This is a genomic window from Bordetella flabilis (assembly GCF_001676725.1).
GTDB lineage: Bacteria > Pseudomonadota > Gammaproteobacteria > Burkholderiales > Burkholderiaceae_B > Bordetella_C > Bordetella_C flabilis.
In genome coordinates, this window is the sequence record NZ_CP016172.1 from 4320900 (window position 1) to 4343875 (window position 22976).

At 66.0% G+C, this 22976-nt stretch carries 21 protein-coding genes and 1 tRNA gene; 10 read left to right on the top strand and 12 right to left on the bottom strand.

Annotated features, from left to right (window positions below; genetic code table 11):
• Nucleotides 1–190 precede the first annotated feature (190 nt).
• Both ctaD and BAU07_RS19165 read left to right on the top strand, forming a co-directional pair.
• Nucleotides 191–1816, top strand: a complete 1626-nt coding sequence (gene ctaD, locus BAU07_RS19160) for a cytochrome c oxidase subunit I (protein ID WP_066661000.1) — start codon at nt 191–193, stop codon at nt 1814–1816.
• 17 nt (nt 1817–1833) lie between these two features.
• Nucleotides 1834–2373, top strand: coding sequence for a DUF2244 domain-containing protein (locus BAU07_RS19165; protein WP_066661003.1), 540 nt, complete (start codon nt 1834–1836; stop codon nt 2371–2373).
• Here BAU07_RS19165 and BAU07_RS19170 read toward each other — a convergent pair.
• Nucleotides 2363–3346, bottom strand: coding sequence for a GntR family transcriptional regulator (locus tag BAU07_RS19170; protein WP_066661005.1), 984 nt, complete (start codon nt 3344–3346; stop codon nt 2363–2365). The genes BAU07_RS19165 and BAU07_RS19170 overlap by 11 nt on opposite strands.
• 304 nt (nt 3347–3650) lie before the next feature.
• Here BAU07_RS19170 and BAU07_RS19175 point away from each other — a divergent pair, with 304 nt between their 5' ends.
• From BAU07_RS19175 to BAU07_RS19195, 5 genes are read left to right on the top strand one after another with little or no spacing between them, the layout of a single operon-like run.
• Nucleotides 3651–4883 carry an alpha-hydroxy acid oxidase gene (locus BAU07_RS19175; protein ID WP_084025870.1) on the top strand — a complete coding sequence of 411 codons (1233 nt, stop codon included), beginning with the start codon at nt 3651–3653 and terminating at the stop codon, nt 4881–4883.
• Between the two features lie 11 nt (nt 4884–4894).
• On the top strand, nt 4895–5659 hold the full coding sequence (locus BAU07_RS19180) for an acetoacetate decarboxylase family protein (protein WP_066661008.1): 765 nt from the start codon (nt 4895–4897) through the stop codon (nt 5657–5659).
• A gap of 8 nt (nt 5660–5667) precedes the next feature.
• Nucleotides 5668–6483: an SDR family NAD(P)-dependent oxidoreductase gene (locus BAU07_RS19185; RefSeq protein WP_066661010.1), complete on the top strand. Its 816-nt coding sequence runs from the start codon at nt 5668–5670 to the stop codon at nt 6481–6483.
• A gap of 49 nt (nt 6484–6532) precedes the next feature.
• Nucleotides 6533–7834: an MFS transporter gene (locus tag BAU07_RS19190; protein WP_066661012.1), complete on the top strand. Its 1302-nt coding sequence runs from the start codon at nt 6533–6535 to the stop codon at nt 7832–7834.
• A 20-nt stretch (nt 7835–7854) separates the two neighbouring features.
• A complete protein-coding gene (locus BAU07_RS19195) occupies nt 7855–8622 on the top strand; it encodes an SDR family NAD(P)-dependent oxidoreductase (protein WP_066661030.1) in 768 nt (255 codons plus the stop codon).
• A gap of 149 nt (nt 8623–8771) precedes the next feature.
• On the opposite strand, the gene BAU07_RS19200 is transcribed toward BAU07_RS19195, so the two are convergent.
• The 9 genes from BAU07_RS19200 to cysS all read right to left on the bottom strand — a co-directional run bounded on the left by BAU07_RS19200 (nt 8772) and on the right by cysS (nt 17747).
• Entirely contained in the window at nt 8772–9998 is a 1227-nt protein-coding gene (locus BAU07_RS19200) for a hypothetical protein (protein ID WP_066661037.1), read from the bottom strand.
• Between the two features lie 490 nt (nt 9999–10488).
• Entirely contained in the window at nt 10489–11166 is a 678-nt protein-coding gene (locus BAU07_RS19205; protein ID WP_066661039.1) for a hypothetical protein, read from the bottom strand.
• Nucleotides 11167–11293: 127 nt separating this feature from the next.
• Nucleotides 11294–11734 carry a hypothetical protein gene (locus BAU07_RS27400; RefSeq protein ID WP_066661041.1) on the bottom strand — a complete coding sequence of 147 codons (441 nt, stop codon included), beginning with the start codon at nt 11732–11734 and terminating at the stop codon, nt 11294–11296.
• A gap of 272 nt (nt 11735–12006) precedes the next feature.
• Nucleotides 12007–12099 (bottom strand) — tRNA-Ser (locus BAU07_RS19215).
• A gap of 83 nt (nt 12100–12182) precedes the next feature.
• Nucleotides 12183–13448 carry an aspartate kinase gene (locus BAU07_RS19220; protein ID WP_066661043.1) on the bottom strand — a complete coding sequence of 422 codons (1266 nt, stop codon included), beginning with the start codon at nt 13446–13448 and terminating at the stop codon, nt 12183–12185.
• 90 nt (nt 13449–13538) lie between these two features.
• Complete coding sequence (gene tilS, locus BAU07_RS19225; protein WP_084025871.1) at nt 13539–14600, bottom strand: tRNA lysidine(34) synthetase TilS; 1062 nt, start codon at nt 14598–14600, stop codon at nt 13539–13541.
• A 22-nt stretch (nt 14601–14622) separates the two neighbouring features.
• Nucleotides 14623–15588: an acetyl-CoA carboxylase carboxyltransferase subunit alpha gene (locus BAU07_RS19230; protein WP_066665563.1), complete on the bottom strand. Its 966-nt coding sequence runs from the start codon at nt 15586–15588 to the stop codon at nt 14623–14625.
• Between the two features lie 42 nt (nt 15589–15630).
• Nucleotides 15631–16269, bottom strand: coding sequence for a DNA-3-methyladenine glycosylase family protein (locus BAU07_RS19235; protein WP_066661045.1), 639 nt, complete (start codon nt 16267–16269; stop codon nt 15631–15633).
• 23 nt (nt 16270–16292) lie between these two features.
• A complete protein-coding gene (gene cysS / locus BAU07_RS19240; RefSeq protein ID WP_066661054.1) occupies nt 16293–17747 on the bottom strand; it encodes a cysteine--tRNA ligase in 1455 nt (484 codons plus the stop codon).
• 262 nt (nt 17748–18009) lie between these two features.
• Here cysS and BAU07_RS19245 point away from each other — a divergent pair, with 262 nt between their 5' ends.
• The 3 genes from BAU07_RS19245 (at nt 18010) to BAU07_RS19255 (ending at nt 20115) form a co-directional block, all read left to right on the top strand.
• Nucleotides 18010–18708, top strand: a complete 699-nt coding sequence (locus BAU07_RS19245) for a tetratricopeptide repeat protein (RefSeq protein WP_066661061.1) — start codon at nt 18010–18012, stop codon at nt 18706–18708.
• Between the two features lie 134 nt (nt 18709–18842).
• Nucleotides 18843–19352, top strand: coding sequence for a peptidylprolyl isomerase (locus tag BAU07_RS19250; RefSeq protein WP_066665564.1), 510 nt, complete (start codon nt 18843–18845; stop codon nt 19350–19352).
• Nucleotides 19345–20115, top strand: a complete 771-nt coding sequence (locus BAU07_RS19255; protein WP_066661064.1) for a UDP-2,3-diacylglucosamine diphosphatase — start codon at nt 19345–19347, stop codon at nt 20113–20115. The genes BAU07_RS19250 and BAU07_RS19255 overlap by 8 nt, the downstream gene beginning before the upstream one ends.
• A 124-nt stretch (nt 20116–20239) precedes the next feature.
• Here the strand turns inward: BAU07_RS19255 and BAU07_RS19260 are convergent, their stop codons facing one another.
• The gene (locus tag BAU07_RS19260) at nt 20240–21106 is read right to left on the bottom strand and encodes an undecaprenyl-diphosphate phosphatase (RefSeq protein WP_066661067.1); all 867 of its coding nucleotides are present in this window, start codon (nt 21104–21106) and stop codon (nt 20240–20242) included.
• Nucleotides 21107–21126: 20 nt separating this feature from the next.
• A complete protein-coding gene (locus BAU07_RS19265) occupies nt 21127–22716 on the bottom strand; it encodes a TerC family protein (protein WP_066661070.1) in 1590 nt (529 codons plus the stop codon).
• Between the last annotated feature and the right edge of the window lie 260 nt (nt 22717–22976).

Consider the following 22976-nt stretch of genomic DNA (forward strand, 5'->3'; position numbering starts at 1 on the left):
GCCCTGCCCAGACGCTGAGTATGTCTTACTTCGCGTTGTAGCGAATGCGCGGATCATATGACTGCGGCGCGACAGGCGGAGTGCGACAAGGCAATGCACGCCGCACACAACCGGACCGAACGGCCGCGGCCGTGGACGCGGAATGGGCGCGCCGCTTGCGGCGCCGGCGCGCCTTTGACCGGAGATGCCGATGAGCACCTATACGGATGGACGAGGGCTCGCACACGCGCCCGGACAGGAACACGGCCACCAGCACGGACATGGCCATGAGCACGGTGTTCCCCACGGCTGGCGCCGATGGCTGATGGCGACCAACCACAAGGACATCGGCACGATGTACCTGATCTTCTCGTTCGTCATGCTGCTGGAGGGCGGCACACTGGCCTTGCTGCTGCGCACCGAACTGTTCGAGCCCGGCATCCAGTTTTTCCAGCCCGAGTTGTACAACCAGTTCGTCACCATGCACGGACTGGTGATGGTTTTCGGCGCCATCATGCCGGCCTTCGTCGGCTTCGCGAACTGGATGGTGCCGATGCAGGTCGGCGCCGCCGACATGGCCTTCGCCCGCATGAACAATTTCAGCTTCTGGCTGCTGCCGGTCGGCGCCATCCTGCTGACGGGATCGTTCTTCGTGGGAGGCGGCGCGACGGCGGCCGGCTGGACGCTGTACGCGCCCCTGTCCCTGCAAATGGGCCCTGGCATGGACCTGGCGATCTTCGCACTGCATTTGATGGGCGCATCGTCCATCATGGGGGCGATCAACATCATCGTCACGATCCTGAACATGCGGGCGCCGGGCATGACGCTGATGAAGATGCCCTTGTTCTGCTGGACCTGGCTGATCACGGCGTTCTTGCTGCTTGGCGTCATGCCCATCCTGGCCGCCACCATCACCATGGTGCTCACCGACCGCCATTTCGGCACCGATTTCTTCAATGCCGCCGCGGGCGGCGACCCCGTGCTGTACCAGCATCTCTTCTGGTTCTTCGGCCATCCCGAGGTCTACATCATGATCCTGCCCGCCTTCGGGATCATATCGGCGGTGGTGCCGACCTTCGCGCGCAAGCAGTTGTTCGGCTATGCCTCGATGGTGTATGCGGTCGCGGCCATCGCCGTCCTATCGTTCATCGTCTGGGCGCACCACATGTTCACCACCGGCATGCCGATCACGGGCCAGCTCTACTTCATGTACGCGACCATGCTGATCTCCATTCCAACCGGCGTGAAGGTCTTCAATTGGACGGCCACCATGTGGCGCGGCTCGCTCAGTTTCGAAACGCCCATGCTGTTCGCCATCGGCTTTATCTTCGTGTTTACCATCGGCGGCTTTACCGGCCTGATCCTGTCCATGGCGCCTATCGACATCCAGGTCCATGACACTTATTACGTCGTCGCGCATTTCCACTATGTGCTGGTGGCCGGCTCGCTGTTCGCGCTGTTTGCAGGCGCCTACTACTGGATTCCCAAATGGACCGGCTACATGTACAGCGAGACGCTGGGCAAGTGGCACTTCTGGTCGACGTTGATCTCTTTCAACGTGACCTTCTTTCCCATGCATTTCCTCGGCCTCGCGGGCATGCCGCGCCGCTATGTCGACTATGCCCCGCAGTTCACGACCTGGCACCAGGTTGCCACCATAGGCGCATGGTGGTTCGGGCTGTCGCAGATTCTGTTTATGATCGCAGTGTTGCGCTGCTATGCGGGCAAGGGTCGACCGGCCGGCGCCAGCCCGTGGGAAGGGGCCGAAGGGCTGGAATGGTCGGTGCCGTCGCCCGCTCCCTTCCACACCTTTGAAACGCCACCCGAGGTCAGGTAGCAACCCCTGCGAGCACGATGATGAGGCGCTTCACCCAGGATATCGACGAGCTGCTGTCCGCCGCTCCGCCTCCCGGCGCGGTGTGGTGGACGCGCGGAGGCGACCCGGCCGGCCCGCGCGCGTGGCGGCTCAAGCGCAATTGCTCCCTGCGGCCCCCTCAGTACCTCGCCGCCATCGCGCTGCTGATGAGCCTCGCTGCCCTGGTGGCCCTGGCGTGCTGGGTACGCGGCATCTGGCTGGTCCCCCTGTTCTGCGGCGCCGAGCTCGTGGTCATCGCCGTCGCGGCCCTGGCCTACGCCCGCCATGCCATCGACGGCGAGATCGTGGCGGTCACCCAGGACCGGCGCGTGCGCGTGGAGATCGACCGCGGCCTGGTGCATACCTGCTATATGTTCGATGCGGGCCGGATCAGGCTTATCAAGCCGGCCGAGGCGCCGGACACCTTATGGCTGCACCACGGCGCCACCCGCGTCCAGCTGGCTGCGTACACCTCGGCGGCGATGCGGGACGCGTTCGAAGGCGAACTGCGCCGCGCCCTGCGCGACATCACGACGTGAGCGCACTGACGAGATAAGGCGGCAGCGCTTCGCGGGGCTGCCGGGCAGCCCCTTGGAAGCGCTGCAACCAGCGGTCGTCCGCCAGTTTCAGATGATCGCGCAGCGCACTGGCCGCCTGCTGCGCTTTCCTGTCCAGCAGGAGCTGATAGATCCGCAGGTGTTCGCGCAATGCATCCTCGATCAGCGCCAAGGGGATATGCAGGACCGGATCGAACAGATAACGGGTAGGAACGAACAGCACGCGCGTGCGCGCCAGCGCATGCAGGATCTCTTCATTCGGGCAATGGCCGAGCAGGCGCACGTGCAGGTCGTGCTCGATGACGTCGGTGTCGAACCCTTCCCGCGGAAAACCGTCCAGGGATTCCACTACCGTGGCCCGCGCCTGTTCGAGGTATTGCGCGGGCACATGGGGCGCGGCCTGCAGCAGCGCCTGCGGTTCCAGGAGCCAACGCAGTTCGTACAGGTGGTGGGTTTTTTCCGGCGTGACGCGCGGCGCGACCCACCGCCCCAGGTTGTCCTTGGACACCAGGCCGACACTGTGCATGCGCGCCAGGACGTCGCGCACCACAGTGCGGCTGACGCCGAAATGCTCGGCGAGCCGCTCCTCCACGATGCGTACCGAAGAAAAGATCGCGCGCGCGCACAGCTCCTGCTCCAACTGGCCGTACATGCGCTCCCATTGCGTCACCGCGGGGATCTTGACGGTGTCCAGCACCGCGCGGCGGCGTGGCGCGGAGGCCTTGCGGCCCTTGCCGGCGACTTCATAGCCCCTGCCTTGCGCCTCGCGTATCAGTTTCTCCGAGCACAGGGTCTTCAAGGCATGCCGCGCCGGCGAGCGGCTGATGCCGAACGCCTTGGCGACCTGGGCCTCCAGCAGTTGCTCGCCCGGCGACAGGCGGCCATCGCCGATCATTTCCTTGAGCAGCCCATAGGCGCGGTCCTGGATGGATTGCTTTTCTGCAAGTCCCGACATGGCTCACGTTCGAGTTGAAGGTCTTTCTCTCAGGCGACCGGCAGCGGCACCGCCGGGCCGATGCGAGATGGTATCGCATCGGCCCGGGGCTTTCCGCCGCGCCGCCCTCCCCGCGCGGTGGGGTATTGACATGTGCACGCACCGCTTTTAATCTGCAAACGTACATAGCATGCAATGTACATTCTAACCCCGGAACGTGACGGCGCTGGCAAAACAAGGCGGCGCACCCGGGACGGACCGACACGGAACGGCACATGGGAGACGGCATGACACGGGCCAGGTACACGGGCGCGGGAGCGCGCGGATGAAGCATCCCGCGGTCACCTGCATCGACGATCTGCAACGCATCGCGCGCCGCCGCGTACCGCGCATCTTCTACGACTATGTCGACAGCGGCTCGTGGACCGAGGCCACCTATCGCGCCAACGCCCGCGACCTGTCACGCCTGACGCTGCGACAGCGCGTCGCGCGCAACGTGGCCGATATCCGCACCGGCACCACTCTGCTGGGCAACGGGGCGAGCATGCCACTGGCGCTGGCGCCCGCCGGGCTGGCCGGCATGCTGCACCCGGATGGCGAAATCCTGGCCGCCCGGGCCGCCGCGGCGGCCGGCGTGCCCTTCACCCTGTCGACCGTCAGCATCTGCGCGCTCGAGGACATCGCGCGGCACGTGGGCCAGCCTTTCTGGTTCCAGCTATACATCATGAAAGACCGCGCCTTCATCGCGCGGCTGATCGACCGGGCGCGCGCCGCCGGCTGCAGCACGCTGGTACTGACGCTGGACCTGCCCATACAAGGACAGCGCCACAAGGACATCCGCAACGGATTGGCCGTTCCGCCCAGGCTCACCGTAGGCAACCTGCTGGCCATGCTGTCCCGCCCGCGCTGGTGCGTGGGCATGCTGCGTACTCCGCGCCGCACCTTCGGCAATATCGTCGGCCATGCCGACGGCGTGTCGGATACCTATGGCTTCGCGGATTGGGTCAGCCGCCAGTTCGATCGCACGGTCGATTGGGACGATGTGCGCTGGGTCAGGGATCGCTGGCAGGGCAAGCTGGTGGTCAAGGGCATCCTCGACCCGGAGGATGCCTGCCTGGCGGTGCAGGCGGGCGCGGACGCCATTGTGGTGTCCAACCATGGCGGCCGCCAGCTCGACGGCGCGCCTTCTTCCATCCGTGCCCTCCCGGCGATCGCGCAGGCCGTGGGAGACCGCGCCGAGGTGCTGATGGACGGCGGCATCCGCAGCGGACAGGACATTGTCCGGGCGCTGGCGCTCGGGGCACGAGGCGTCATGATCGGTCGGGCCTACCTGTATGGCCTGGGGGCCGGCGGGCAGGATGGCGTCACGCAATGCCTGGACCTGCTGCGCAAGGAATTCGAGTCGACGATGGCGCTGTGCGGCATCACGGCCGCGGACGCGATCGACGCAGACGCCATCGCGTCATATCGGTTGTTCCCTTCCCTATCCACGGCCGACGCGCCCGCCATGCGGCTTGGCGAGCCCGAACCGGCCTATCGTCTTTCGGCTTGCTCATAAGGAGGAGTTCCATGTTCGGCGACTACAAGATGCACGAAAACAGCGGGGTCAACCCACCCTATTCGCCGGCGTATCCGGTGGAATGGGAATGCCCGCTGCGCACGCTGGAAGTCATCACGCAGGTGGATCCGGCCAAGGTGCGGGCGCTCCTGAGCGACACGCCCTTCGAACTGGTGAATGACCGCGTCGCCTTCCGCTTCATGCTTTCGCCCGGCCATACGCTGGCCATTCATGCGGGCCAGATGTTCGACCTGATGGTGACCGTGCCGGTGCGCTACCAGGACCTGTTCACGCAGACGCACATCTACATGTATTGCAGCGACCCGATGGGGATTTGCGCGGGTCGCGAGCTGTTCGGCTACACCAAGAAGGACACGGACTATGCCTTCGAGGAAACGCCGGACGGGAAAGTGTCCGGCTGGGTCCGTCGCCGCAAGGTGCCCCTGGTCGATTTCAGCTTTACACCGGACCCGCAGGCCCCCCTGGTCATGCTGACCGACGATGCGGAGCAACCGGGCGGCGAAATCCATGTACGCCGCCTGCCTCATCCCGAGCGGCCGGCCGTGGCGTACGCCGATGTGGTCTACCGCCGCACGCCGCTGCGCTATTCGGCGCCGGTAGGCGGCCGTATCGACTGGACCTTGCATGCCAGCGCCTACGATCCCATCGCGGACCTGCGGCCGGAAGTGCTGAGCGCGCATTTCATGACCTCCGACGTCTACGGCGGCGGCTTCGCCGTCGAAGACCGGCGCCTGATCACCCGCCTGCTTCCCTAGGGACGGCCATGGTCACCCGCCCAGTCGCGATCGTCACGGGGGCAGGCGGCGGCATCGGCACCGCCATCGCCTGCAAACTTGCTGCCCAGGGCTGGCATCTGGTGCTGGCCGACCGCACCGAGTCCGAAGCATCCCGGGCCCGGGATGCCTGCGAGCGCAGTGCCCGGCCGTCCCCGGACGCCGAACGAGCCGCCGGATTTCCCCAGGACGCCGCCGTGGATATCGCCGCGGGCGACGCAGCCGACCCGCGAACGGCCGCCGCACTGGTCGATACCGCGCTGCGGCGGCATGGCCGCCTCGATGGCTTTGTCGCCAATGCGGGGGTGCCGGGCGTGGTGCGGCCCATGGAGGACTACCCGGATGACATCTTCCGGCAGGTGCTGGACGTCAATGTCGTCGGCACCTATCTCTGCCTGAAGCACGCATTGCCGGCGCTGCGCCGCCATGGCGGCAGCTTCGTCGCCATGGGGTCGACCTCCTCCATACGCGGGCGCGCCCACCTGGCGGCGTATGTCGCCAGCAAGCACGCCGTGCTGGGCCTGGTGAGGACGGCGGCACTGGAATGCGCCGGCTCGGATGTGCGCGTGAATGCGGTGCTCCCGGGGCCGACCCAGACAGCGATGATCGAAGCCATCGATGCGATGGCCGCCCAGGCGCGCGCCGACGACGATGCGACCGGCAGTATCGGCATCGCGCGCGCGGTACGCCTGCCCTACGGACGTCCGGAAGATGTCGCCAACACGGTGGCTTTCCTGCTTTGCGCCGAATCCCGCCACATCAATGGCGCCGCCCTGGTGGTGGACGCCGGCAGCACCGTGGCCTGACACGAACGGGGCCTCGAGCCCTAGGTACAAGACCTGGAGACAGAACGACATGAATACCACCGTCCTGGCGGCCGGCGCGCCGCCCGTTACCGCGCAGCACAAGCGTGCCCTGATCGCGGCATGCATCGGCAATTTCATCGAGTACTTCGACTTCGTGATCTACGGCTATTTCGCCTCGGTCATCGCCAAGCTGTTCTTCCCCGCGGGAAACACGGCTGCCAGCCTGCTGCTGACCTTCGCCGTCTTCGCCATCAGCTATGCCTCCCGGCCCCTGGGCGGCATCCTGTTCGGCCACCTGGGCGACCGCTACGGCCGCAAGGTCCCGTTGTCGGCAGCGATCCTGCTGATCGCGGGATCGACCACCGTCATCGGCCTGATGCCCACCTACGAATCGATCGGCCTGGCCGCGCCCATCATCCTGACCATTGCCCGCCTGGTCCAAGGCGTATCGGTCGGCGGGGAATACGGCGGCGCCACGTCCTTCATCTCCGAATATGCACCGCCCAACCGGCGTGGCCTGTATACCGGATGGCAGACGTTCACCATCGGCCTGGCGCTGCTCGTCGGCGGCGGCGTGGCCTCCCTGCTGACCAGCCTGCTGAGTTCCGAGGACCTGCACAGCTGGGGCTGGCGCCTGCCCTTCCTGGCCGGCCTGCCGCTGGGATTCGTCGGCCTTTACCTGCGCCTGAAGCTGGAGGAAACGCCCCACTTCACGTCGGTGCAGAAGACCCATGACGTGGAGAAATCTCCGCTGCTGACGGGGCTGCGCCAGGAATGGCGCGCGATCCTGATCGGCATGGGCCTGATTTCGGCGCCGTCGGCGTGCATCTATATCTACTACATCTACTCGCCTACCTATCTGTCGGTCGTGCGCGGCTTCAGCCTGGCCGACGCCCAACGCGCCAACCTGTACAGCCTGATCTTCTACTGCTGCCTGCTGCCGTTCTTCGCCTACCTGAGCGACATCGTCGGCCGGCGACCGCTGATGATCGCCAGCTCGCTGGCGATCGCGCTGGTGACCTATCCGGCCTTCCACCTGCTCGATCCCAATGACTTCACCCAGACCGTGCTGGCGCTCTGCCTGATGGGACTGGCCTTCGCGCCGCACTCGGCGACCGCCTTGTGCGCCATGGCCGAAATACTGCCGACCAAGCTGCGCTATACCGGGTTGTCCGTAAGCCTGAACATCCCCGTGACCCTGCTCGGCGGAACGGCGCCTTTCATCGCCACCTACCTGGTGTCGCGCACCGGCGATCTGCAGTCGCCCGCCTGGTTCGTCATCGCGGCGGCCATCCTGACGCTGGTCGCCGCCACGGCATACCGGGAAACCTTGCGCACGGGTTTGCGCTGACGGACGCCGCCGGAGCCGCCATGAGACTGGCCGAAAAGCGTGTACTGATTACGGGCGGGGCCAGCGGCATCGGCCGCGCCATCGCGCACGCCTGCCAGCACGAGGGCGCCCATATCGTGCTGGTCGATCGCGACGAGGCCGGCGCGGCCCGCGTCGCGGCAGAGCTCGCCACGGTGGCGGGCGACAGGCCCGCCCACGCCCATGCAGCCGACCTGGCGCGTGAAGACGCGATCGCGGCCGTCCTGGACGCCGTACTGGAAGCGGGCGACATCGACGTGCTGGTCAACAGCGCCGGCATCGGCGCCACCACCCCCTTCCTGGAGACCGACGTCAGCCTGTTCGACAGGATGTACGCAATCAACCTGCGCGGGACGTTCTTGATGGCCCAGGGCGTGGCGCGCGCCATGGTGGCGCGCCGCGTCGCGGGCTCCATCATCAATATCGGCTCCGTATCGGGCAGCCGTGGCAATACCGGCCGGGCCGCCTACGGCACGATGAAGGCGGGCGTGACGCAGTTGACGCGCATCATGGCGGTGGAGCTGGCGTGTCACGGCATCCGCGTCAATGCGATCGCGCCCGGACCCATCGAGACGCCGCTGACCCGCGACGCGCATTCCGCAGCGACACGGCGGGCCTGGCTCGATGTCGTCCCGGCCGCGCGCTATGGCACGCCGGAAGAAGTCGCCAGGGCCGCTGTTTTTCTTGCCGGCGACGAGGCCACCTACATCAACGGCCACGTCCTCGACGTGGATGGCGGCTTCATGGCGGCGGGCGTACTGCGCGGGTAGTGTGTTTCAGCTAGGCAATGTCCGTGCGCACCGCGATGAACGACGAATCAAAGGTGCGCCGGTCCGCGCCATAAGGGCACGGGCCCTGTCGCGGACAATGGCGCCACGGGTAACGGGCCGAGGCGCTGTACCGCTGCGCTCGGATCTGCTCAGGCATCCAGCGCGCGCATCGCGGTTTCGAAGGCGCTGCCGGAATCCGCGCCGACCAGCTTCTTGATCTTGCCGACAGCACTGTCCTCACCGGCGATGACCGCGGCGGCCGCCTTGCGCATGCCCTTGGCGGGATCTCCGCCGCCAAAAAGGGTCGCGAGCACGAGTAGCGCCATCGGGCAGCGTCCACCGGTCCGGACGGGAAACACCTGCAGCTTGCCCTGCCCGCCACACGCGTGCTGGCCGCCATCCTGGACCGGCTGTCCCGCGCCCCAGAGGTCCCGGGCGGTATGGAACGGCGGCCGGTGCGCGTCATGATCCAGCGTCTTGTGCAGACGGTGCGCCACCTTGATCCCGATATCGGCCGCCACGTGCACGGCGCCCACGATCGGCATGACACCGATGGCGACACCGCCCAGCCCCGCCATCCAGTCGTGCGAGATCCGCTGTGCCGTCGCGCCGCAGCGGCAATGCGTGCCATACCGTTGCGCCAGCGACTCCATGGCCCCAATACGGTCGTTCACTGCGACCGTGCTGGCCAGCGCGCCGGCGCTGGTCAGGAGGGGACTGACGACCGCAACGGTATTGATGAAGGCCGCATGGGTGTTGAGCCAGTTCGCTACATCCATGGCGGCGGCCAGCATTTTCTCGCTGATCGCCGCCGCCATGCCTATCGGCGTGCGCATGAGCACCCATTTATGGATGTAGTCGAGCGCCGGAACGCCTGCGCCAAAGGCATCGGGCGCCTTGCGCAACAGCCGCGCGGCCTCTTGCACCACGGGGCTGCCGGCGTACTGCATTCCGTTCTTGACCGCGGTGACCGTGGAGTCCATCACGGCCATGGCCACCCCGCCCCCGCCCGTCATGCGGTTCAGGGCCGCGCTGCCCTGACGCGGCAAGCCGGTTTGCCCGTTGGGCTTGCCCCGCATCGACGGCGCGTCCGCGGCGGCCAGGGCCATGTCGACCAGCCGCTTGGCCTGCTTGTACGTTGGTTCTACGGGGAACAGCCCGATCGAGGCCAGCGCGCTGCCCACCACATGGGCATGGTCGATGAGCGCCACCATGGCGCGGATGACCTGCCTGTCGCGTTCGGTGCGCGCCGCGTCTCTTTGCCGGGCCGCCGCCGACACATCCCTGGCCACCTGGTCCCTGGCGGAGGTGGCGGCCATCATCTTGCTCAGGCGCAACCGCGCGAATTCTTCCTTATACGGATTTCGGCTGTGCATCGTGCTCCCGTTGTACGTATGCGCATGGGCGGCCCCGGGCCCGGATCGGATAATTCTGAGGCTCGCGGCATTCTCACGTTCAGCTTGATGAAAGTCGTTGGGAAATATCTGAGCCCGGCGCGGCGCCGGCTGCCACGCCGGACACCGCGCGCCGGCAATGGCGATGCGCTATTCTGGATCGACCCTTGCTGACGCGCGGGCCTTGCCCCTGGAGGTGCGTATGAATAGCCGGAACCGATTTCTATCCCTGACCGCCGCTTGCTTGCTGGGGATGCTGCTGGGCGGTTGCGCCAACGATGGGCGTTTCGATCATCCCGGTCCACCGCACCCTGGCGCTGCGAACCCCTGGGCCACCGAGGGCGGCTGGGGTCCTGGGCCGAACTATCCCGCGACGGGACATTGAGTGGATGCGGCAGGCCCATGCGCGCTTGCGCCAGGCCTTCGCTGGTCGCCGGTCGCCGGGCCCTCGGCCGGGATGGCGCGCACCGGGCTACATGCCGCCGCGCTTCTTCACGCTGCACAGAATGCTCGCGCCTTGCGGCAGCGACAGCATATAGGCATTTGCGATCACGGCGGTCATGTCGCCATAGATCCTTGCGCCCAGGCGCAAGGCCTCGCGCAGCTGGAACGCGATAACCACATAGTCCACCGGCTCCGCGCCCTGCTTGTCTGCCGCGATATAGCGGGTCAGCGCGGCGATGTAGCCATCCAGTGACGTTTCGCGGGCACTGGCGATGCATACATTGAGCAGCTCGCGCCCGGCCAGGGCCGAGGACTTGTACATGGGCGCCTGGAAGTACTGGGGAAAGTACGAATGCGGCTCCGACCGGTAGTAGTCCTGGATGCAAACCCCGGTCGCATGCGCCGGAGCGCCACTGACCAGGCAGGATTTTTCGCCCACCATGCGCACCCGGTCGGCCCGCGTGGCGCGGACTACCCACGAAAATGGCGATAGGCCATGCATCGCCATGATGGCGGCGGTCACTTCGCGGTCCGCGATGCCTTCAGGGATGCAGCTCAGATAGGGGGGCCTGGTCCCGTCCCTGCCGACGCCGAACGTCCCCCCGTGAAGATAGCGGCTCGAGAGGTCCTCGAATTTCGTGGGAACGAGCGCGCCTGCATCGGCCAGGGCATTGGCATTGAAGGCGTGGCGGCGTTGGATTGGCATAAGCTCCGGTCCTGGAAGGCGCGACATGCGCCTGGAACGGAGTTTTATGCCCTTGAAGAGGGACGTGGACCAGTGGAAATATCTCAGGCCGCCCCGGTCGGCGCCGGGGCTCGGCCATATCTTGGCGTCACGCCGTCGTTGACGGACTCAATGCCAGGTTGATCGGCATTCTGTGGGAAATACCGACCAAATTGTCACCTTCATCAAGTATGGAAAAGACGATAAAGGCGTTGCCGTTCTTCACGCCGTTAAGTTGCGCCATCGAAAATGCCCGTGCCGCCGTCCTGGTCCGATAGTAGGCGTGCGCCAACATGTCCGTCGTTATGGTCACCAGTGACGAACCCGGCTCCAGGTTCAAGTCCGTCAGCTCCTCGACCTGGGGCGCGGCCTTGTTCGTCACTGCCACAAGCAGCTTGTATCCGGCGACGATGCCCCCACCCGCCAGGGGAAAATTAATGGGGATGCCTTGTTCGTCCTGCGCCTGCCCGACAATGAATTGCGGGGCGTCATAAGTTGCGGAAGGCAAGGCCCTATCGCCGTGTTTCTCGATCAGGTTCTTCATGTCCATGAGCGACCTCGGGGAAAATTCCATGGGAGCGCAACGCGGTACCAGGTTGCGCATCAACGCTACAGGACTGGAATAGGGGCGATGATTGGATACCCCGCCATTCTTTTTGATAACCGTCCCCGCCGGGCGGCGTCGGCGCTGCCGGGCATTGCACATGAAGCAGGCAATAAAAAACCCGCAAGCGTCGATTCTTGCGGGTATCCAGGCCTCGCTGGTCTTGCCACCCGATTTTTCGAAATGGCCTTGCGAAATGGCTTTGCGCGGTGACTCTGTGGCGGAGACGGTGGGATTCGAACCCACGATGCAGTTTTTAGCCACATACTCCCTTAGCAGGGGAGCCCCTTCAGCCTCTCGGGCACGTCTCCGCAGAATTTGCGATTCTAGCATAAAGCTCCGCCGTCCTGCCGCATCCCGGGGTAGGCATCAGGACGGCGTTGCATGGACGCAATCAGGCCTTTTCGGCGGGCGCCTGGTCCAGGCCGAAGGCCTTGTGCAGGGCGCGCACCGCGAGCTCCATGTACTTGTCCTCGATGATCACCGAAGTCTTGATTTCGCTGGTGCTGATCATCTGGATATTGATGCCTTCGTTCGACAGCGTCTGGAACATCAGGCTGGCAACGCCCACGTGGGAACGCATCCCGATACCGACGATGGACACCTTGCACACCTTCTCGTCCGTGACCAGCTCGCGGGCCTGCACCGCGGGCATGACCTCGCGCTTGAGCACGTCGATGGTGCGCTGGAATTCGTTGCGATTGACGGTGAAGGAGAAGTCCGTCGTGCCGGCTACCGACTGGTTCTGCACGATGATGTCGACGTCGATATTGGCGGCGGCGACCGGCCCCAGGATGGAATAGGCGACACCGGGCCTGTCCGGCACGGCCAACAGGGTGATCTTGGCTTCGTCGCGGCTGAAGGCGATGCCGGAGACAACGGCGGCTTCCATTTTTTCGTCTTCCTCAAAGGTAATCAGCGTGCCCGAGCGCATTTCCTCGTCGAGCGGAATCAGGGGGTCGGTCAGCGAGGACAGCACGCGGGTCGGCACGCGGTACTTGCCGGCGAATTCGACCGAGCGGATCTGCAGGACTTTGGAGCCCAGCGAGGCCATTTCCAGCATTTCCTCGAAGGACACCACCGGCATGCGGCGCGCTTCGGGCACCACGCGAGGATCGGTCGTGTAGACGCCATCCACGTCGGTGTAGATCAGGCATTCGTCGGCGTTCAGGGCGGCCGCCACCGCCACCGCGGAGGTATCGGACCCGCCCCGGCCCAGCGTAGTGATATTGCCGTCGTCGTCCACGCCCTGGAATCCGGTCACGATGACGACGCGCCCGGCGTCCAGGTCGGCACGGATGCGCTGGTCGTCGATCGAAGTGATACGGGCCTTGGTGTAGGAGCCGTCCGTGCGCACGGGCACCTGCCAGCCGGCATAGCTGCGCGCGGGCACGCCCGCCGCCTGCAGCGCCACGGCCAGCAGGCCGCTGGAGGCCTGTTCACCGGTCGCGGCGATCATGTCGAGTTCCCGGCCATCGGGCTGCGGCGTAATCTCCCGCGCCAGGCCTAGCAAACGATTGGTTTCGCCGGCCATGGCCGAAGGCACCACCACCACTTTGTGGCCGGCGGCATGCCACTTCGCGACGCGACGCGCCACGTTCTTGATGCGCTCGACCGAGCCCATCGAGGTACCGCCATATTTATGAACGATCAGGGACATCTCGTACTCTGGCTGGGAAAGCTGCCGGAACGCCGGGCAGGCAAAGCGGGCTATTTTAGCGTGGCCGCGGGAAGTCGTCCGACAGGCGGCTTATCCCTTGCCAGGAGGCGGGACAGGATCCGGACCCTGCTCGTCCGCCGGCGGCCAGGGATCGATGCGGACGCGCCCCCGCACGCAGCGCACCGCGTGGCCATCCTGGCGCCAGGTCATCTGCCTGTCGTGCCCCAGGCTATGCAGCTGACGCAACTGCTTCATCAATTCGGCCAGGCGGGCCTCGGTGGGCATGCGTGCCCCATGCAGTCCCAGCCAGTGGCGCAGGACCTGCGCCTGCCGGGGCGGGGACAGTCGCCGCCACAAAGCCAGGGCGAAGCTGTCCCCCTGGACCGACGGGTCCAGGGCCGCCAGGTCGTCCCGCGCCACCTCGTCCAAAATGCGAGCGGCTTCGTCGGCCAGGCGGGCATGGCGCGCCAGAATGCCCTGCCAGCCGGGCCAGCGCGCATCCAGCGCCGGAACCAGCATGGTGCGCAGGGCGGCGCGCGTATAACGGACGTCGGCGTTGGAAGGATCCTGCACCGGCCGCCACCCCTGCGCGGCGGCGTAGTCCTGGGCCGCCGCGAGAACCCGCGCTCGCGGCACGTCCAGCCACGGGCGCAGATACACGACGCCGTCGCGCTCGACCCGCGGGGCCATGGCCGACAGCCCGGCCGGACCGGCCCCGCGCAGCAGGCGCAGCAGGACGGTCTCGGCCTGGTCGTCACGATGATGGGCCAGCAGGATGTGCCGCAGGCCCAGCGCGGCGGCCGCCTGCGACAAGGCGGCATAGCGCGCCTGGCGCGCGGCGGCCTCGATGCCCTTGCCCGCGTCGACGGGCACCTGGACGCGCAGGATATGGACAGGCACCTGCAGCGCGTCGCCCAAGGCCTGGACGGTGTCCGCCCAGGCATCGGCCGTTTCGAACAAGCCATGGTGGACGTGCAGAAGGTGCAGCGACCATGCCGCCCCGCGCGCCAGGGCGGCGGCATGCACGGCCAGCATCGCGGAATCCGCGCCGCCGCTGACGGCGACGCCGACGGCCCGCACATCGGCTGGCAAACCGGCCAGCGTCCCGCGCAGCGGCACCGTCAGTTCAGCATCGCTGCCCATGGACGCCATGACGGTCCCTCGAAATGTGAATTCAGGCGCGCGCTTCCTGCACCCGGCCGTAGGCGAGCACGCGTTGCAGCCGATGCTCCACCAACTGGTCCGGGCCCAGGCCGGACAACTGGCGCAAGGTATCGCCCAGGGCGCGGCGCAACAGGCGCGCCATGACGCGCGGATCGCGATGCGCCCCGCCGACGGGCTCGTTGACGACGCGGTCGATCAGGCCCAGGTCTTTCAGGCGCGGCGCGGTGATGCCCAGGGCTTCGGCGGCCTCCGGGGCCTTGTCGGGGCTGCGCCACAGGATGGATGCGCAGCCCTCGGGCGAGATCACGGAATAGGTCGCGTATTGCAGCATCAGGACGGAATTGGCCACCGCGATGGCCAGCGCTCCGCCCGAACCGCCCTCGCCGATGATGGTGGCGACGATGGGCACGCGCAGTTCGGCCATGGCGTACAGGTTGTGGCCGATGGCTTCGGACTGGCCGCGTTCTTCCGCGCCGATGCCCGGATAGGCGCCGGGCGTATCGACGAATGTGAATACCGGGATGCCGAATTTCTCGGCCAGGCGCATCAGGCGCAGGGCCTTGCGATACCCTTCCGGCCGCGGCATGCCGAAATTGCGCATCGCGCGTTCCTTGGTATCCCGGCCCTTCTGGTGGCCGATGACCATGCAGGATGCGCCATTGAAGCGGGCCAGGCCACCGACGATGGACTGGTCGTCGGCATACATGCGATCACCATGCAGCTCATGGAAATCGGTGAAGATTTCCCGGACGTAGTCCATGGTGTAGGGCCGCTGCGGATGCCGCGCGACCAGCGCCGTCTGCCACGGCGTCAGCTTGCCGTAGATGTCCTTGGCCAGCGCCTGGCTTTTCTGCTGCAGGCGCGCGATCTCGTCGGAGATATCGACCGCGGAATCGGCCTGCACGAAACGCAGTTGCTCGATCTTGTTGTCGAGCTCGGCCAGCGGTTGCTCGAAGTCCAGGAAGGTGTTGCGCATGTAGGTGTGGTTCCGTTGATGGGCCATGCGGCATCATGGGCGTCAGTACTGGATCGGTTCCAGACTGTGCCACAGATACCAGGTTGCCACGGTACGCCAGGGTTGCCAGGCCAGCGAGACTTCGCGCGCTTCGAAGCGCGAGACGGGTTCGCCGCTGAAATAGTGTAGCGAGATCGCCTTGAGCAATCCCAGGTCATCCAGCGGCAGTACATCGGGCCGCTGCAGGTTGAAAATCAGGAACATCTCGGCTGTCCAGCGGCCTATGCCCCGGATCGCCACCAGTTCCTCGATGACGGCCTCGTCCTCCATCACGGACCAGCGTTCGGGATGGACCTTGCGCTCGCTGAAATGCACGGCCAGGTCCAGCACGTATTCCGCCTTGCGCTTGGACAGACCCGCTTCCCGCAGGCCCGGTTCCCCTATGCGCAGCACCGATGCCGGCGATGGCCGCGAGCCGGCGGCCTGGGTGAAACGCTGCCAGATGGATTCGGCGGCGCGCGTGGTGATCTGCTGCCCCACGATAGAGCGGGCCAGGGTCACGAACGGCGTGCCGCGCGACTTCAGCCAGACTTCGGGATGTTTGGGAATGAGCTTCTTGAGGATGCGGTCGCGCCGCACCAGGTGGGCGACGGCATCTTCCCAGTAGGCGGGCTTGGCGACGGTGATATCGGCGCTGGACATGACGGGCGGCTCCTTGGTGCGGCTCAGACCCGGCGCCAATTGGTGGCACCGCCCGGCTTGTCTTCGAGTTCGATGCCGGCCTCGCGCAGGACGCTCCGGATGCGGTCGGCTTCGGCGAAATTGCGCTCGCGCTTGGCGGCGGCGCGCGCATCGATCAATGCCTGGATGGCGTTGTCGTCCAGGGACGCTGCGGCGGCCTGGGGCTGCGTCCCGGCCTTGTACCGCGTCGCCGTGCGCAGATAGGTTTGCGGATCCTGCTGCAGCAGGCCCAGCAGCCCGGCCAGGGCCTTGAGCTGGCCCGCCGTGCGCGCGCTGCCCGTTTTGTTGGCTTCGGCCGCCAGCTGGAACAGCGCGGCCACCGCGCCGGAGGTATTGAAATCGTCGTTCATGGCGGCCCTGAAAGCCTGCGCCTGGGGCTCGTTCCAATCGACGCCCTGGCCGTCCGCCGTCACGTTGGCCAGCGCCTGGTACAGGCGGTCCAGCGCGTTCTGCGCGTCGGCGAGGTTGTCGGGCGTATAGTTCTGCGGACTGCGGTAATGATTGCGGACGATGAAGAAACGCACCATCTCCGCCTCGCGGGGATTGGACGTGTAGTCGGCCTTGTCATCATCCGGTTCGCCCAGCGCGATGGTCTGGCGGATGGTCCGGAAGTTGTTCAGCGACTTCGACATCTTGTCGGCGTCGACCATCAGCGGACCGCAATGCATCCACACATTGGCCAGCCTGCCGCCGAACGCGCCTTCGGTCTGCGCGATTTCGTTTTCGTGATGGGGAAACTTCAGGTCGGGACCGCCGCCATGGATGTCCAGCGGCAGGCCGAGCAGGCTCTTGCTCATGGCCGAGCACTCGATGTGCCAGCCCGGACGGCCCATGCCGTAGGCCGACGGCCACTTCGTGTCGTCCGGCTCCTCCGGCTTGGCGGACTTCCACAGCACGAAATCCAGCGGGTCCCGCTTGCCGGACGCCACCGCGACGCGTTCGCCGGCGCGCAGGTCGTCCAGCGACTTGCCGGACAGCTTGCCGTAACCCGGAAAGCCGCGCACGGCGAAGTTCACATCGCCGTCCTCGGCGCGGTAGGCCAGGCCCTTGTCCTCCAGCTTGCCGATGATGTCCAGCATGTCGCCGATATGGCCCGTCGCGCGCGGCTCATGGTCCGGCGTCTGCACGCCGAGGGCGCGTTCATCGGCATGCATGGCGTCGATGAAGAACGACGTGACCTCGCTGATGCGACGCCCGGTCTGCACCGCGCGGCGGATGATCTTGTCGTCGATATCGGTGATGTTGCGGACGTAATCCACCTGCAGGCCGCTGGCCCGCAACCAGCGCTGCACGACGTCGAAGCCGACCAGCATGCGGGCATGGCCCAGGTGGCAGTAGTCGTAGACGGTCATGCCGCACACATACATGCGCACCCGCCCGGCTTCGACCGGCTTGAAGGGGACCTTGGTGCGCGATAACGTGTCGTAGATGTGCAGCATAGGAATGAAAGTGGTGGGCCGGTACGGGGCTGCCCCGCCATGGGCTTCGTCGCGGGACGGACCGCGTTGCCGGCATGGGCAGCGAGCGATACGTCCCCGCCCCGCCTGTCCGACGCCGCATAATGGCGGGCGAGCGCATCGGCAAAGCGGCGAGCCGGACCTCGAAACTGAACCGAGGCTAAAATGGCGGTCGTCAAGTATAGCAAGCGGCCTATCCCTGCGCGCCACGTCGCGCCGCCAGGCCTTCTTCACGGAACCCCCTGTGACCATCCAGACGCGACTTCTTTCTGCCGCGCTCGTTGCGGCCCTGCTGTCGCTGCCCATGTCGGCGGCACACGCGCAAGCCATGCCGGGCGGCAGCGGCGGCGGCCCGGGCCGCTCGGCCAATTCGACGACGCTGGACGAACCGCCGCCGGAAGGCGGGTGGGATGCGCTGGCGCGGTTGCTGGAAGCGGCCAAGCCCGGTGTCGACACGCGCCTGCAGCCCACCGCGTCGCAGATCACCAACCGCATCGAACAACTCATCAATACCGGCCGCAATCAGGACGCGCTGGCAATGATCGAGAAAAGGCTGGCCGAAACGGCCAACCCGCCGCCTCCCGGCGGCACCGACGTACAGCTGGAGTTCCAGCATGCGCGCGTGCTCGCGGCGCTGGGCCGCACGGATGAAGCCCTGGATATCTACCAGGACATGACGACGCGCTTCCCGGAACTGCCGGAACCCTGGAATAACATGGCCGTGATCTATGCGGCGCGCGGCGAGATCGATCGCGCGCACACGGCCCTGGAGAACGCCTTGCGCGCCGATCCCAACTATGCGGCGGCACGCGCCAACCTCGCCGATGTCCAGTTGCTGCAAGCCAAGCGGTCCTATGGAGAGGCCGCGAAACTCGGCGTCTCGGGCAGCGGCAACAAGGCTCGCGCCGTCGACAACCTGCTGAAGGAACCGACCCCGCAATGACTTTTTCAGCTCCTTTCCTGCGTGTGCTGCGTTATGCGGCATGCGGGGTGGCGATTGCCGCCATCCTGCCGGCAACCGCCGGCGCCGCGCCGGCCGGCGCGCCATCCTCCACTACTACCGAGGGCAAACACCCCATGGCTACGAATCCCCGCGTCAAGATGCATACCAACTACGGCGATTTCGTCATTACGCTGGACGCCGACAAGGCGCCCAAGACGGTGGCGAATTTCCTCACCTACACCAAGGAAGGCTTCTACAACAACACGGTGTTCCACCGCGTCATCGACGGCTTCATGATCCAGGGCGGCGGTTTCGAGCCCGGCATGAAGCAGAAGCAGACCCATGCCCCGGTCGAGAACGAAGCCAACAATGGCCTGAAGAACGACAAGTACACGGTGGCCATGGCGCGCACCAGCGATCCGCAATCGGCCACGGCGCAGTTCTTCATCAATGTCGCCGACAACGACTTCCTCAACTTCACCGCGCCCACGGCCAACGGCTGGGGCTACGCGGTGTTCGGCAAGGTCACCGAAGGCACGGACGTGGTCGACAAGATCAAGGCCGTGAAAACCGCCAACAGCGGTTTCCACCAGAACGTGCCGGCCCAGGACGTCATCATCGAGAAGGCCGAAGTTGTTGAATAAGATTACGTTGCCGGGGACGGTCTGGGTGGCGTCGGACGTCCATCTCGGTCCGGCCACTCCGGCCACGTCGGAGGCCTTCCTGAGCTTCCTGGAAGCAGCCGCGGCCGAGGCGTCGGCCTTGCTGCTGCCGGGCGATATTTTCGACGCATGGATCGGCGACGACCTGATACGCCAGGCGCCGCCCTGGCTGGCGTCCGTGCTGCAGGCATTGAAGCGTACCGCCACCGCCATACCGGTGTGGCTGGGGCGCGGCAACCGTGACTTCCTCATGGGTGGTGAACTGGCCGAAACGGTCGGCGCGCGCCTGCTGCCGGAGCCCGCGCTGCTGGAAACGGATTACGGTACGGTGCTGCTGACGCACGGCGACGAGCTGTGCATCGACGACGCGTCGTACCAGGCCTTCCGCGCCATGGTGCGCGATCCGGCATGGCAGGCGGAATTCCTGAACAAGTCCATCCCGGAGCGGCTGGCCCTGGCGCAACAGGCGCGCGGCGAAAGCCAGGCGGCCACGCAGAGCAAGGCCGCCGACATCATGGACGTGAACCCGTCTGCCGTGGAAGCGCTGTTCCTGGATACCGGCGTCGCGACGCTGGTACACGGCCACACCCACCGCCCCGAGCGGCATGTGCTTGAGGTCGCCGGCAAGCGGCGCGAGCGCTGGGTATTGCCCGACTGGGACTGCGACCATGTGCAGCCGCCACGCGGCGGCTGGCTGGTCATCGACGGCGACGGCCTGCAGTTCTTCGATCTGGAATTGGCCTGACGCGGGCGGGTTGGCGGGTCCTGCGCCCTCCACCCCCCGCGCGGCTGCTCCTGCGCCCTTCCCTTTCGCCGATCGCCGCCTATCGCCACCGGTTGTCCGGCGGCGATTGCCGAGCGGCCGCGCTTCAGTGGGCGAACAGCACAATGGCCACCACGATGCCCAGGGCGATCCGGTACCACGCGAATACGCGATAGGTGTGGTTCGCCACGAAGCGCAGCACCGCCCGCACCACCAGCAGCGCACTGAGGAATGCCGCGACGAAACCGACCGCGATGCCGAGCACATCGTGCTGGCTCAGCACGCCCATGTTGCGGTACGAGTCGTACACGGCCGCGCCCAGCATGGTCGGCATGGCCAGGAAGAACGAGAACTCCGTCGCGGTCTTGCGCTGGATGCCGGCGATCATCCCGCCGATGATGGTGGACCCGGAGCGCGAGACACCGGGCACCATGGCCACGCATTGCGCGACACCGACGCAAAGCGCCTGCTTCCATGAAATCTCTTCCAGCGTATGCGCGGTCGCCTTCACCTGCGCGGCGCTGTCGTCCCCCGCGGGATGCGGCGTGGAACCGGGCCGCCCGTGCGCGCGGCGCTCGACGTACAGCATGATGAACCCGCCCAGGATCAGCGTCACGGCGACGACACCCGGATGATAGAAAAGATTCTTGATGGCGCGGATGAAGATCGCGCCGATGACCGCCGCCGGGATGAAGGCCAGCAGCAGATTGCGCGTAAACATGACTTCGCTGCGCACCCCGGTCAGCGTACCGTGGATAAGCTGCCACAGGCGGGCCCGGAAGATCCACATGACGGCCAGGATGGAGCCGAACTGGATGACGACTTCGAAGACCTTAGCCGAGTTCGACTCGAAGTGTATCCAGTCACCGAACAGAATCAGGTGACCGGTACTCGATACGGGGATGAATTCCGTCAGGCCCTCGATGATGCCCAGGAAGAAGGCCTTGATAAGGTAGAGCGTGTTTTCTGTCACGGTGCGAAGCCAGGTGATGGTCAGAACGTGGCGCTTTCGTCGGCCGACGAAAGCTCCAGGGGCAGGCGCTGCACTCCGACGGTGGCGATGCGCCGGCCATCGAGTTGCAAGACCTCAAAACGGTAGCGTGCATGCGGCGACACCAATTCGCATTGGTCGCCGGGCTGCGGCAGGTGTCCGAAGCGGGACAGCAGGTAACCCGCCAGCGTGGCATAGTCCTGCGCCTCGTCGACCAGGCCATCGGTCTCCAGCACCTGCTCCACATGGCGCAGGTCCGCCGCGCCGTCGATCTTCCATTTGCCGTCGCCTTCGTCCACGATGTCCGGCAGTTCGTCCTCGTCGGGAAACTCGCCGGCAATGGCCTCGAATACGTCCATGGGAGTGACGAGGCCTTCGATCGCACCGAACTCGTCCGCCACCAGCACCAGTTGCCCGCGCGCGCGCTTGAGCGTGTCCATGAGCCGCAGGATGCCGATGGATTCATGGACGATAATAGGTTCGCGCAGCCGATTGCGGCGTATCCGCCCTTCGGTGATGAGGTCCGCGACCATCTCCTTGGCCCGGCCGATGCCCAGGACTTCGTCCAGGCTGCCCCGGCAGATAGGGAAGAAGCTGTGCGGCGCCGTGCCGATCTGGGCGCGTATCGTCTCGGCGTCGTCGTCGATATTGACCCAGGAAATATCGGTCCGCGGCGTCATGATGGAATGGATGGGACGCTCGGCCAGGGTAAGCACACCGCTGACCATATTGCGTTCTTCCACCCCGAACGCCGGCGGGTACTCCCCCCCGGGCTCCTCGGCGGCCTGCGGTTCGTCCATGACGGGCTGCGGCGGACGCTTGCCCAACATGCGCAACACGCCTTCGGCGGTGCGCTCCCGCATGGGCCGGCGGGCGTCGAGCTTGAGCAGGTTGCGCCGCGCCAACTGGTTCAAGGATTCGATCAGCACCGAAAACCCGATGGCGGCGTACAAATAACCCTTCGGCACCTTGAAGCCGAACGCTTCCGCGACCAGGGAAAAACCGATCATCAGCAGGAAGCCCAGGCACAGCACCACCACGGTCGGATGCGCGTTGACGAAGCGGGTCAAGGGCTTGGACGCCACCAGCATGACGCCGATGGCGATGACCACCGCGATCATCATGATGGCCAGGTGATCCACCATCCCGACCGCCGTGATGACGGAATCGAGCGAGAACACGGCATCGAGCACGACGATCTGCGTCACGATGACCCAGAAGCTGGCATACACGCGCGGCCCCGCGCTGATCTGCTGCGTCCCTTCCAGGCGCTCGTGCAACTCCATGGTGCCCTTGAAGAGCAGGAAGAAGCCGCCCACCAGCAGGATCAGGTCACGGGCTGAAGGATGCAGGGGTCCGATGAAGAATAACGGCCGGGTCAGGGTCACCAGCCATGACATGACGGACAGCAACACCAGGCGCATGATCAGCGCCAGCGAAAGACCCAGTATCCGGGCCCTGTCCCGTTGCGCCGGCGGAAGCTTGTCCGCCAGGATGGCAATGAATATGAGGTTGTCGATCCCGAGGACGATTTCGAGGATGACTAGGGTAAGCAGGCCGACCCAGGCAGCCGGGTCCAGCAGCCACTCCATTTGCAACTCCAGCAGTGAAGGACCGGTAATCGTACCGGAAAAGTTGTGCAGCGGCGGTCATGGAACCCGCGCGCGGTTCGACGCAACGATGGCGACCGCGCGCCCGGGAAGGTGCACCGCTTCATGCGTCCCGCGCCATACCGGGCGTAGTCTACGCAGCCCCCGCAGGGCACAGATAGCGTGAACAGGCCCTAATCCACATGGGTGATGGCGGAGGCGCGGGGGCTGCGTTGAAATAACCGCACAGACCCGATCGGACC